This is a genomic window from Romboutsia sp. MSSM.1001216sp_RTP31141st1_G3_RTP31141_220114 (assembly GCF_039031195.1).
GTDB lineage: Bacteria > Bacillota > Clostridia > Peptostreptococcales > Peptostreptococcaceae > Romboutsia_C > Romboutsia_C hominis.
Genome location: NZ_JBCIUO010000025.1, coordinates 1 through 13,263, shown reverse-complemented (window position 1 = coordinate 13,263; position 13,263 = coordinate 1). Strand labels below are relative to the sequence as shown.

The following is a 13,263-nucleotide window of genomic DNA, read 5'->3' as shown; positions in this document are numbered from 1 at the left end:
GTTCTACAGTTATAAATATACCTGATCAAAATTTAAAAAAAGCATTAAATGAAAAGTTAAGTCAAGACAAAGATAATCCCATAACAAAAGGGCAATTGGAAAGTATTACAGGAGTACTTAATTTATCTAATAAAAATATAACAACTATTGAGGGGATTCAATATTGCTCTAACTTACAAAAGTTAATATTAGAAAATAATAAAATAAGTGATATTACTCCATTAGCTCATATGAATGCACCTACGCTAGATGCTTTAAGATTACATAATAATAAAATAAGTAATATTGCTCCATTAGCTAACTTAAATGCTCCGAAGTTAAAATGGCTATTTTTAAACAATAATAAAATAAGTGATATTGCTCCACTATTAAATGTTCATTTCACTAATTTATTCCAACTGTACTTAGACGGTAATAAGATAAGTGATATTAACCAATTAATCAATTTAAATTTTCCGAAATTAAATACTCTATCACTAAGTTCTACTGGTATTAATGATTTAACTATATTACCTAATTTAAATTTACCTAATTTAGAATCATTGTTTTTAGAAGGTAACGAAATAAGTGATATTAGCCCATTAAGTAATTTAAATAACAGTAAATTAGCAAGAATTTGGCTAGGTAGCAATAAAATAAGTGATATTAGCCCATTAAATAACTTAAATGCTCCGAAGTTAGAAGCCATACGTTTGAATAATAATAGAATAAGTGATATTAGTCCACTAAAAAACTTAAACTCTGCAACATTGAAGAGATTAGAATTAGATGACCAAAATTTTACAAATGATAAAAAGTGGAGTAAGGGTAAATTTTTCCAAATAAAAAATTCTCTTAAAGATATGGATGGAAATATAATAATTCCGACTTTAAATGATGATGGAACATATATTACTGATAATCCAGATTATCCAACAGGACTAATGAAATGGAATAATATAAATAAATTAGCTAACAATGAAGAAGGTAAAATAGTTGAATTAACGTATACTTTTAATAAAAATTTTACAGCAGGAGCTAATAACACAGAAGTAACATTTAATGGTACTGTACATCAACCAGTAGAATATTACAAAGGATTTAAACCAGTTATAAATGCACCGGATGTTATTATAAAAAAAGGAACTGCTTTTAATCCTATGGAAGGTGTAACAGCTACGGATAAAGTGGGCGAATTAGATGATAAGGGTAATTTAATTGACCCTAATGAAAAAGCTAAAGATATAACTAAAGATGTTAAAGTAATACAAAATAATGTCAATCCATACAAAGTTGGAACATATATTGTAAAATATGAAGTAACTGATAGTTGGGGCAATACTGTAACTAAAGATAGAAAAGTTATAGTTGCAGATACTTTAATGGTTGAAGAAATAGTTGGTTCAGATAGATATAATACTGCAAATAAAATAAGTGATAAATGGACTAGAGCTGATAATGTTGTAATAGCAAATTCAGATTCTATTGTAGATGCTATGACTGCATCACCTTTTGCACATGCTAAAAATGCACCAGTATTATTAAGTAGTAAGAGTAGCTTAACACCTGAAACAAAAGCATCTATAGCTAGATTACAAGCTAAAACGGTATATTTAATAGGTGGAGAAAACTCGTTAGATAAGAATCTAGAAAAAGAAATAAGAGACATGGGAGTTAATGTAGTAAGAATAGCAGGTAAAGATAGATTTGAAACTAGTTTAAAGATAGCAAAGGAAGTAGATAACTTATCAGATGTATCTCAAGTAGCTATAGTAAATGGACAAAAAGGATTACCAGATGCAATAAGTATAAGTTCACCAGCAGCGATGAATAATATGCCAATTATATTATCTAATAATGCAGGAGATATACCTCAAGGTAAAGATTTTATTAAGACAGAAGATTTATCGAAAGCATATGTAATTGGTGGAAATGGTACAGTTTCTGAAAAATTAAAGACTGAGGTATCTGATTTAATAAAGAATAAACCAGTTGATAGACTTGGAGGAAAAGATAGACTAGAAACAAATACAATAATATTAAATGAATTCTATAAGTCTGGAGCTTTAAATAATCTATTTGTTGTCAAAGATGGAGCTAAAAGAGATATAGATTTAATAGATTCATTATCAGTTAGTAGTTTAGCAGCAAAAGAGAAATCTCCTATAATGATAGTAGGTGACAATTTAACACCTGAACAAACTACATTTGTAAAGAAAAAGACTTTTGATAAGTTGACAAGAGTTGGTGGAAATGGAAATGAAAATGCGTTCAATAAGATTGTAGACTTAGTTAAGAAGTAGATAGATTAAAATAAATAAAATAACCTAGCTTATTCAGATAATATGCTAGGTTATTTTACCTTTACATACATATTAATATTGTACTTAATACTAAATAAAGAGATAGTAAAAGATTAGAATAAAATATAAAAAATTTATCTTATGCTGATAAAGAATAAAAATAGAAAATAAGATTTAAATTTAAAAATATAGACTTATAGTTAGGGAATATGAAAATATACAATAATTGAGAACTAAGAAGGACTAGATTAATTTCTAGTATTTTTTAGTTTACTTCAAAAGAACATAAAAAAATTTTTTATTTTTGTTCTTTTGAAGTATCATCAACTATTTTTTCGATTTTATATCTATTTTTAAAGTTAAACTTTTTGCTATAATAAATACTTACATATTTAGGTTTTATACCTGTTTTAATTTCTAAATCTTCCCTTGATGTAAATATATATTTTTTTTTAGTATATATATCCATCACATGGATTATTTCATTTTTACTGTTTATATTATTAATTTTTTTATCTCTAGGTATTTCAAAGATTGCTAAAGCTCTATTATAAGATAGTTTTGGATTTATAATGCATGCATATAAAGCTAAATAATTTCTCATAGTTAGATCATCATTGAATATATTATGTGCAAAAGTTCTAGACATGATTAAAGTTTACACTCTCCTGTACTTAAATTTTTATATTTATTATATCTTAAAATAAAAAAATGTATAGTAAAAAGTAGTGTTATAAAAGTTTAAATTTAGTACATATATATCTGCTGAAATAGTTATATTTTATTAATCTTAAATCACACTTATTCCAGTTACTATGTCAGTACATTAAAACTATTAACAGAAAAATAAGTATTTTATATTTCGATTAAAAAAGAAGTGAATATTTTATTTAGAATAACCTATTTCAATTGAACACTATTATTTAAATAAGAAAGTTAAATTTATAATTAAAAAAGCCTTAAACTTATCATGAATAAAAAATATAATGAATAGCTTTAATGCTTCAAAAAAATATTTTAAAAGGACTAGGTAATTTACCTAGCCACAAAGAGAAATTTAGGAATATACATATCCTTGGGAAGGATCAATCTGTATATTGAAATTTATTTTACATAAAAAAATTTTGAAATGCAACTAAAACAACACATTTAAAAGAAAAAATGAGCAATGGTTGGAGCATGTTTATTTTTATTAAGTACCCAAGGATTATTTAACTTCAAATAATTAATGTATATATATTAAACATATATTTTTAATAAAAAAGAGAGTATTATAATATAAATTATTTCTTATTTTATTCATTATATTTTGAAGAATGCAATTTATAATTCATGTGAAAAATTACCATACTTCTAAAAAAAATTAAAAAAATCGAGCTTTAAGATACTGTACTTTAAAATAATTTGATAGAATAACGATTGTGAGAGATACTGGAAGAATATGTAGATGTTATTAATATAATATTCGGAGGTAAAAATATTGAAAAAGAAAAGTTTAGGAATTATGATGGCAGGGGTTACAGTAGCAACTTCTATTGCACCTGCATTTGCAGACACTCAAGAGTTGAAAGTACAAGAGTACAACAAAATCTACACAGGGGATAGTAAAAATATAGACTCTCTTCTAGATGGAGTTACTAATTTATTAGGTAAAAAATACACTCAAAATGAGCAATTATTCCCAACAGAAGGAAGAGAACCAGGGAATGTTTATAGCATATATTCTGGTGCTACATTAGATGATATAAACCAGCAAATACTACATATGCAAGGAAGTATGCAAAAAAATGATCATGGAGTGTCAGAAGTTGTACCAGCATCTACACTTGGGACTGAAAAAGTAACTTCAGTATCAATAAAAAATCAAATAGATGCATTAAATGAAGGAGACACTCTTAATGTTGTTGTTCTTGATAAAGGTCATAAAACTGTAGATGGAAAAACAGTTGACTATAAATATGAGCAATTTAAAACTGCTGCTGAAATAAAAGAACTTGCAGAGGCAAATGGTAAAATAGCTAAAGTTGTTTCAAATAATGATGTTGAAGTCAGAACTAATCCTGGTGATAAACCAGTTGTTATAAGTACAGGAGATTACATAGTAGACTTCACAAAACCAGTTATAAATGAATTTAACGAAGTTATTGGATATAAGAAAAAACCTTTTGATATAAAATCAGTTGTAACTAATGTAATAACTATAGAAAAAACAAGTGCAACTAGAAGTGAATTAAAAGCATCTGATTTATTTGATGGATTAAGATTAACTGAAAAAGGTACAAGTTTAACTGCTAAGCTTACTAATGCAAAAGAAAATGACAAAGAAATAGAATTTAAAAATGCAAATTTCTTAGTTACAAATCCAAGTTTTGCTGAAAAGCCTTCTTTTGAAATACAAATAAAAAATAAGCTTACTGGCAAAATAGAGGAAATAATAAAAATATCAGATGAAGATGCTTCTTTAGTTAGAAATTTATATCAAGTTATCTCAGGAACAGATTTAGGATATTTACAAGTTTCTAATATATCAGGAGATGATAGATTTAAAACAGCTATAGAAGTAAGTAAGAATACATTTAAAGCTCAAAATCCAAAAAATGCAGATGAGTTTGCAAACGCAGTTGTATTAGTTGGAAAGGATTCAGTTGTAGATGGATTAGCTGCATCACCTTTAGCATTTTCAAAGAAAGCACCAATTTTATTAACTGATAAAAATGGCTTAAATAAAGAGACAGAAAAAGAGTTATTAAGAGTATTATCAAATGACTTAAAGAATAAAACTATATATATAATAGGTGGAGAAAATCAATTCTCTAAAGAGGCTGAGAATGGGTTAAGCCGCTTAGGAGTAAAAAATATAAAAAGAATATCAGGAAATGATAGATATGAAACATCTCTTGCTATATCAAGAGAATTAAATTCTTCATCTAATAAAGCATTTGTTGTTGGAGGATATGGAGAAGCAGATGCTATGAGTATAGCAGCATATGCATCAAGCCAAGAATCTCCAATAATAGTTACTGATAAGAATAATTTATCTAAAGAAGCAATTAAACAATTAAATGGTAAAGAAATAGAAATAGTTGGTGGTCAAAATTCAGTATCTAATGAAGTTCAAACTTTATTATCTAAGTTAGATTCTGATAAGAATGCTACAAGAATATCAGGAAGAGATAGACAAGAAACAAATGCTCAAGTTATAAATAAATACTATAGAACATCAAAGAAAGTTTATATGGCTAAAGATGGATACAGAAAACAAAGTGATTTAATAGATGCATTATCAGTAGCACCTTTAGCAGCCAAAGAAGATTCTCCTATAGTATTAGCAACTTCGGATATATCAAGTGCTCAAAAAGATAGTATAGTATTAAGATTAAGAAAAACTATAAAATCAATTGTTCAAGTTGGGCATGGAATGGCAGATAAGGCTATCACGAACTTAATAGATGGAATAAAATACCCTAATCTTTAGATGAAATAAAAACAGGAATTTTAAATGATAAAATTCCTGTTTTTTAACTCCTCAATTAGAAAGTTTTTGTTTAATATAGTTTATTAATTTAAGAAATTGAAACTTTGTAATCTACTTTATCTAGAGATTTTAGTACCCGTATTCATATCCTATTTTTTGTAAGTCTTTTATAGTAGCATCTGTTCTTCTTATCAAATATTTTTTTTGAACTTTTCTACCCTTTTTTCCTGCTTCCCTTATTCTTTCTTTTTTTATACCTAATTTATTTTCAGCATAAATAGCTTTTGAATATATATATCTATTTCCTGTTTTTAGATCTTCAATAAATATCATTTTTTTTCTATTTTTTTCAATGACATTTAATACATAATTTTCTAATTCAAAATAATGATCATCATCTTTTATATCAATAATTCCTATAGCGCTTGTTCTAATATACCATTCAAGCTCTTTTCCCCACAAAATACCTTGATCTAATAATATTCTTGCTATATCATCTAAAAAATTTATATCTTTTTCTGTAAACATATACATTCCACCTTTATCCGTTTTTTAATTTTATATTTAAATAATAAGAGAATATATATACAAAAAAGTTCAAATTTCTACAAAATTTTAGCTTAAAATCTTTATTTTTATGTTTTGATATATATAATGTGTCCTTCCCTAAGTAGGCTTTAAAAAAATTGGTGCTCTGTTTTTTTATATGATTTTACGTTTTTTATTTTCAGATCTAGGGGTAAATATATGTAATAATATAGATATTTATGTAATAAGTTTCATATTTTTATTATAAACAATATTAGGAAGTACCAACTTGATTTGAACTAAATAAAAATAAATATAAAATATTTGAACTTTTTATAAGTAAGAAGAATCTTAAGTGTGAAAGTTGAAAAATAAATAGGCTTTATACATTGACATTTTTTTATAATATTGGTTAAAAGATAAAAGATTTACCGATAAATATGGTTTATTTATCAATAAAATGAATGGAGAGAATAATAAGATTTCAAAATAAATTTTAGAAGTAACGTATACTTTTTTTTGTGTATGTAGTATTAATATTTTTTAGTTAATGTATAGTATTAATTAATAGAAAAAATAAGAAAATCTAATAAAACAAATGAAAACTATTCAATTTATAAATTATACAGTTTTCATTTCAAGGAGTATTTTATGAATTATGAAAAAATAGAGGAATTAGTTACTAAAGCTCAATCAGGAGATGAAGACTCATTTGCTGAAATATATTATTTAATGTATCAGAAATTATATTTTTTTTCTCTTGGTATATTGAAAGATGTAGATTTAGCTGAAGATGTTGTTCAAGATGTTTTCATAATAGTAAAAGATAAATTGGATACATTAAAAAATCCAAGATTATTTGTAGCATGGATAAATAAAATTACATACAATCAATGCATGAGAGAGATAAAAAAACAGAAAAGTAGAATATTTGTTGACTATGATGAAAAATTAATGAATACAAAAAGTTTACATGATTGTCATAATCCTGAGAGAACCTTTGAAAAAAAGGAAGAAAGAGACTCCATATTAAAATTGATAGACCAATTGTCAGATACTCATAAGAGTTTGATTTTATTAAAGTATTATAATGGATTAAAAAATGATGAGATAGCATCTATAATGGAAATCCCAGTAGGAACTGTAAAGAGTGGATTATATTATGCTAAATTAAATTTAAGAAAACTAGCGATTAAAAATAAAATGTATGGAATTTTATTTATTCCAAATTTATCACATAGGCTAAATATAGCATCAAGAAACAGTATATCAAAAATTAAGTATAGTAATAGTCATAATGGTATAAAAGAAAAGAAGATTAATATATTTAAAAATAAAAGAAATATATTGTTAATGACTGGACTACTTACTATTACTAGTGGAGCAATCTATTCATTCCTTAGAATAGATTTAAAACCATCGATTACAAGTATCAAATGCAATCCCAAAGGATTTACAAAAAACTCTATCGATATGGAAGTATTCGTAGAAAATAAAAAATACATTAATAAAATTTATATTATAAATAGTGATAAAGATAGAATAAATGGAAAATATAGCAATAACAATTCTTATTTGTTTAAAATAGATGAAAATGGAGAATATACAATATGTATAGAAACAAAATCAAATAATAAAATATATAAAAATATAGATATAAATTCTATTGATAGAGAAAAACCTAAAATAGTAGATTATGAATATGATGAAAATAAGTTAAATATAAAAATAGAAGATAATTTATCAAAAATTGACTATGATAAAACTTATATTGATGATATTGATAAAAATAATATTAGTATAGATAAAGCAAATAATGAAATTAGTATAGATATACCAAAAACAGACAGTAAATATTTAATCTTATTTCTATTTGATAAAGCGGGGAATCAGTCAAAATATAGGATATCAATAAAATACAAATAAGGAGAATATAAAATGATTTATAAATTTAAAGTAAAAAATCTTATAGGAGATAATTGGATTTATAACAAAATTCCTAAAAACACAATTATAAAAGGAAACACATTTAGTTTAAGTAGTGATTTTACAGATATAAATAGCAATAGATTATTTGAAGGAGATTTAGTGAAGTCTACATATAAAGATTTATATAAAAATGAAAAATATTCATACTTTAAAATAGCGTATATAAATAGTAAATTCATAGCTATCAATATAGATAATAATAAAAATGTTGAATTAAAAGAGCTAATTTATTATTCCAATGTAGAAAAAATTAAAAATAGATTATGAATTATATAGTTATTTTTATATGATTAAAAGTTAAAAGATGAAGCAATAAATTAAATAATTTAGATATGTAAATACAAACAGATAAATAATAGATGGCTTATACTAATAATTTTTTTATAATAAAATATTTAGAGTCAAAAATATCTAGGCAAAACAAATTAAGCTAAGGGGTCGATATTACTAAATTAAATATAGTTTCATTAAAAATGTGAAAATAGTGTAATTACTGAAGGTGTAAATTTCAAGGATTACACTATTTCTCATATAAACTTAAGTTGTAATTTGAAAAATGTTATAATTGATAATATAAAAGATGTTTAAAATAAATTTTAAGTAAAAAAATATATATATTTTTGATAAAAATAAAAAAATTTGAACTTTTTATTCATTAAAAAGTCTTTATTATATAAAAATAATTTATTTAATGGAGGAATTTTAATGAAGAAGAAAGTATTATCAGGAATTGTCACGACGGCACTACTATGCCAAATAGTTCCTATGAGCATATTTGCAGATGAAATTAAAGACATAGGGGAAAGAGAAAAAATAAAAATAGAACAAAAAGAAAATAATATAATAGAGCACAGAATAAATTCTATAGTGACTATACCTGATCCAAATTTAAAGAAAGCACTGAATGAAAATTTACATCGTGATCCAAATACAGACATAACATATTCAGATCTATCTTCTTTACAATATATTAATTTACAAGGTAAAGAAATATCAAATATAGAGGGACTTCAATATTGTACTAATGCCATACAAATATGGCTTCAAGATAATAATATATCAGATATATCACCATTAGGAGAAATGAATGGCAATGATAGAGCGCATGGATTGGAAATGTTGTATTTAAATAATAACCAAATAGAGGATATTGCTCCTTTAGGTAAACTTGAAGCACCGAAATTATCTGAACTAGGACTAGCAAATAACAAAATAAATAATTTAGAACCTTTAAAAACAGCACCAATACAAAAGCTTAACACATTGGCGTTAACAGGAAATAAAATAACTGATATAAGTCCTTTAACTGAAATAAGTTCACCAACAATTGAAACATTATATTTGGATGGAAATGAAATAAGTAATATATGGCCTTTGGGTGAATTAAGACTTGATAACTTAAAAAAAATATCATTAGCAAATAATAAAATAACTGATATAAGATGCTTAGAAAGACTTGATAATAGTCCTCTCTTAGAAACAATAGATTTATCTAACAATAAGATAGCAGATATATCAGTATTAGAAAAAATTAAATCACCTAATTTAGAAGGTATCTGGTTAAATAATAATCAAATTGAAGACATAAGTAAACTAGGAAATATAACAGCACCAAAATTAAGAACAATATACTTAAATAATAATAAAATACAGGATATAAGTCCTCTTAAAAAGCTTGAATCTGCAGTATTAACAACATTAGAATTAAAGAATCAAAAAATAGTTGATCCAGTTCAAAAAAGTAAAGGTATATACTTTAGTTTACCTAATCCAATTAAAGATATGGATGGAAATCCTATAGTTCCAACGCTTAAAAATGGTGGTATGTATGTTAATGATAATCCTGAAAAATATCCAAATGGTCTTTTAAAATGGAACATAGTTGGTAAATTAGCAAATAATATAGAAGGTACAGTTGTAGATTTAGATTATAACTTTACAAAAAGCTTTACCTTAACAAGTGGAACAAAAGTTGATTTTAGTGGGATAAGAATACAACCTGTAGAATATTATAAAGGCATTTTACCAACGATAAACACAGATACTATGACCATAAGAAAAGGATCTTCCTTTAACCCGATGAATGGAGTTTCAGCTAAAGACCAAGATGATATAGGAGATCCAATAAAAGATATAACTTCAAAAGTTAGAGTAATACAAAATAATGTTAATCCATACAAGGTTGGAACATATATTGTAAAATATGAAGTAACTGATAGTTGGGGCAACACTGTAACTAAAGAAAGAAAAGTTATAGTTGCAGATACTTTAATGGTTGAAGAAATAGTTGGTTCAGATAGATATAATACTGCAAATAAAATAAGTGATAAATGGACTAGAGCTGATAATGTTGTAATAGCTAATTCAGATTCTATTGTAGATGCTATGACTGCATCACCTTTTGCATATGCTAAAAATGCACCAGTATTATTAAGTAGTAAGAGTAGCTTAACACCTGAAACAAAAGCATCTATAGCTAGATTACAAGCTAAAACGGTGTATATAATAGGTGGAGAAAACTCGTTAGATAAGAATCTAGAAAAAGAAATAAGAGACATGGGAGTTAATGTAGTAAGAATAGCAGGTAAAGATAGATTTGAAACTAGTTTAAAGATAGCAAAAGAAGTAGATAATATATCAGATGTATCTCAAGTAGCAGTAGTAAATGGACAAAAAGGATTACCAGATGCAATAAGTATAAGTTCACCATCTGCAATAAATAATATGCCAATCATATTATCTAACAATGCAGGTGATATACCTCAAGGTAAAGACTTTATAAAGTCAGAGGATTTATCAAAAGCATATGTAATTGGTGGAAATGGTACAGTTTCTGAAAAATTAAAGAATGAAGTATCTGATTTAATAAATAATAAACCAGTTACAAGACTTGGAGGAAAAGATAGAACTGAAACAAATACAATAGTATTAAATGAATTCTATAAGTCTGGAGCTTTAAATAATTTATTTGTTGTAAAAGATGGAGCTAAAAGAGAGATAGATTTAATAGATTCCTTATCAGTTAGTAGTTTAGCAGCAAAAGAGAAATCACCTATAATGATAGTAGGTGACAACTTAACACCTGAACAAACTACATTTGTAAAGAAAAAGACTTTTGATAAGTTGACAAGAGTTGGTGGAAATGGAAATGAAAATGCGTTCAATAAGATTGTAGATTTAGTTAAGAAGTAGATAGATTAAAATAAATAAAATAACCTAGCTTATTCAGATAATATGCTAGGTTATTTTACCTTTACATACATATTAATATTGTACTTAATACTAAATAAAGAGATAGTAAAAGATTAGAATAAAATATAAAAAATTTATTTTATTCTGATAAAGAATAAAAATAGAAAATGAAATTAAGAAATATAATTTATAAAAGATCAAAAACATATTTTAAATTCTTTTCCAAAATATATTCATAATTTTAATTTATTTCAGAAAAGAATAATTATATAGAATATTCAATAAAAAATAAAGCATGTCAAAAAGTGTACTTTTTGACATGCTTTATTTTTTACAGAGATTTTATTGCAAAAATACTAGAAAAAATATATGAAATGTTGCATAATAGTTTGTATACTTAGTGGTATAGAATTGTGTAGGGAGTTTGATATGAGAAAGTTTTTTTATGCAAGAGTTAGTTCAAAAGATCAAAATTTAGATCGACAAATAGAAGAAGCAAAGAAAATAGGAATTGAAGAAGAGTATATATTAATTGATAAAGCAAGTGGTAAAGATTTTAAAAGACCAGAGTACCAGTTTTTAAAAAGGCTACTTAGAGAAGGTGATATTTTATATATTAAATCATTAGACCGATTAGGTAGAAATAAGCAAATGATTTTAGAAGAATGGAATGAGATTGTTAAAGTAAAAAAAGTAGATATGGTAATTTTAGATATGCCATTACTTGATACTACTAAATATAAAGATATGAATGGATTAGAAAGTTTGATATCAGATATAATATTACAATTATTGAGCTATATGGCAGAAGATGAAAGAAAGAGGATAAAAGAAAGACAGAGAGAAGGAATAGAGATAGCCAAAAAGAAAGGCATAAAGTTTGGAAGAAAAAAAATAGAGCTAAGTCAAGAATTCGAATCTGTTTATAAAGAATGGAAATCAGGAAGTATAACTGCTGTTAAAGCCATGAATAAATTGAATTTAAAAAGTAATACTTTTTATAGAAGAGTTAAGGAATATGAAATAAAAAATAGTAGTACATAAATGTTACTACTATTTTTTATTTTGAAGGAATAAATTAAAACGTATAATTAAACATACTAAAAAATAAATAAAAATAATACATTTATTTTATTAAGATATTCAAAAATACAATAATAAATATTATAAGATAAAATTTTGTAGAAAAATGAACTTTTTTTAGCATATATAGTATCTTAGTATTTAGATGTAAAACTTATAAAAATATGAAGGTGGAGTATATATGCTTACAGAAAAGGATATAAATCTTTTAGATGATATAGCCAGAGTATTATTGAATCAAGGTATTTTATGGGGAAAATATCTTGAATGGTGTATTAGAACAAGCGCAATAGGAATTATTGATATAAGAGATGATGAGCATTATTTTAAATTAGAAAATTAGGTATTAAATGTCACTGAAAAAATAAGAAAAAAATGATATTTATTGAAGATCTAGAAACAGGCTTTAGATATATATATTCAAAAGCTATTAATGCTGAGAATAAATTAGGTATAAAAAAAGAAAGAATAAGGTAAGCAGGAAAATATGGTAGAAAAGTACAAAAAATATTTAGTAAGAAGAACAGATGCTACTATAAATGATTTAAAGAAAATAGGTTATGAATAGGAATACTAAAATATTTATTATATATAAATGAAAGAAGGGGTATATATGAATAATATATATATAAGTGAAATACTATATCAAGCAAAAGTAAATCTAGCAAATATGAAAATATGTGGTTTTGAAGCATTAGTTAGATTTTCTAATGG

The 13,263-nt window shown here is 24.8% G+C and carries 9 protein-coding genes; 7 read left to right on the top strand and 2 right to left on the bottom strand.

Annotation, left to right across the window (positions count from 1 at the left end; translation table 11 throughout):
* Positions 1-2,282: cell wall-binding repeat-containing protein (locus tag ABCP60_RS14800; protein WP_343102042.1), on the top strand; the 2,282-nt coding region annotated here is incomplete at its 5' end.
* 298 nt (positions 2,283-2,580) lie between these two features.
* Here the strand turns inward: ABCP60_RS14800 and ABCP60_RS14795 are convergent.
* Complete coding sequence (locus tag ABCP60_RS14795) at positions 2,581-2,931, bottom strand: hypothetical protein (RefSeq protein WP_343102041.1); 351 nt, start codon at positions 2,929-2,931, stop codon at positions 2,581-2,583.
* Positions 2,932-3,762: 831 nt separating this feature from the next.
* Between ABCP60_RS14795 and ABCP60_RS14790 the strand changes: the two genes are divergently transcribed.
* Positions 3,763-5,757 (top strand): cell wall-binding repeat-containing protein, encoded by a 1,995-nt coding sequence (locus ABCP60_RS14790; protein WP_343102040.1) that lies wholly within the window; start codon positions 3,763-3,765, stop codon positions 5,755-5,757.
* 129 nt (positions 5,758-5,886) lie between these two features.
* Here the strand turns inward: ABCP60_RS14790 and ABCP60_RS14785 are convergent, their stop codons facing one another.
* Positions 5,887-6,285, bottom strand: coding sequence for a hypothetical protein (locus ABCP60_RS14785; RefSeq protein WP_343102039.1), 399 nt, complete (start codon positions 6,283-6,285; stop codon positions 5,887-5,889).
* Between the two features lie 651 nt (positions 6,286-6,936).
* On the opposite strand from ABCP60_RS14785, the gene ABCP60_RS14780 reads away from it, so the two are divergent.
* From ABCP60_RS14780 to ABCP60_RS14760, 5 genes are all read left to right on the top strand, one after another.
* Complete coding sequence (locus ABCP60_RS14780; protein ID WP_343102038.1) at positions 6,937-8,211, top strand: RNA polymerase sigma factor; 1,275 nt, start codon at positions 6,937-6,939, stop codon at positions 8,209-8,211.
* A gap of 12 nt (positions 8,212-8,223) precedes the next feature.
* The gene (locus tag ABCP60_RS14775; protein WP_343102037.1) at positions 8,224-8,541 is read left to right on the top strand and encodes a hypothetical protein; all 318 of its coding nucleotides are present in this window, start codon (positions 8,224-8,226) and stop codon (positions 8,539-8,541) included.
* A 438-nt stretch (positions 8,542-8,979) separates the two neighbouring features.
* Complete coding sequence (locus ABCP60_RS14770; RefSeq protein ID WP_343102036.1) at positions 8,980-11,466, top strand: cell wall-binding repeat-containing protein; 2,487 nt, start codon at positions 8,980-8,982, stop codon at positions 11,464-11,466.
* A gap of 429 nt (positions 11,467-11,895) precedes the next feature.
* Positions 11,896-12,510, top strand: a complete 615-nt coding sequence (locus ABCP60_RS14765; RefSeq protein ID WP_343102035.1) for a recombinase family protein — start codon at positions 11,896-11,898, stop codon at positions 12,508-12,510.
* A gap of 220 nt (positions 12,511-12,730) precedes the next feature.
* A complete protein-coding gene (locus ABCP60_RS14760; protein ID WP_343102034.1) occupies positions 12,731-12,892 on the top strand; it encodes a hypothetical protein in 162 nt (53 codons plus the stop codon).
* Positions 12,893-13,263 lie beyond the last annotated feature (371 nt).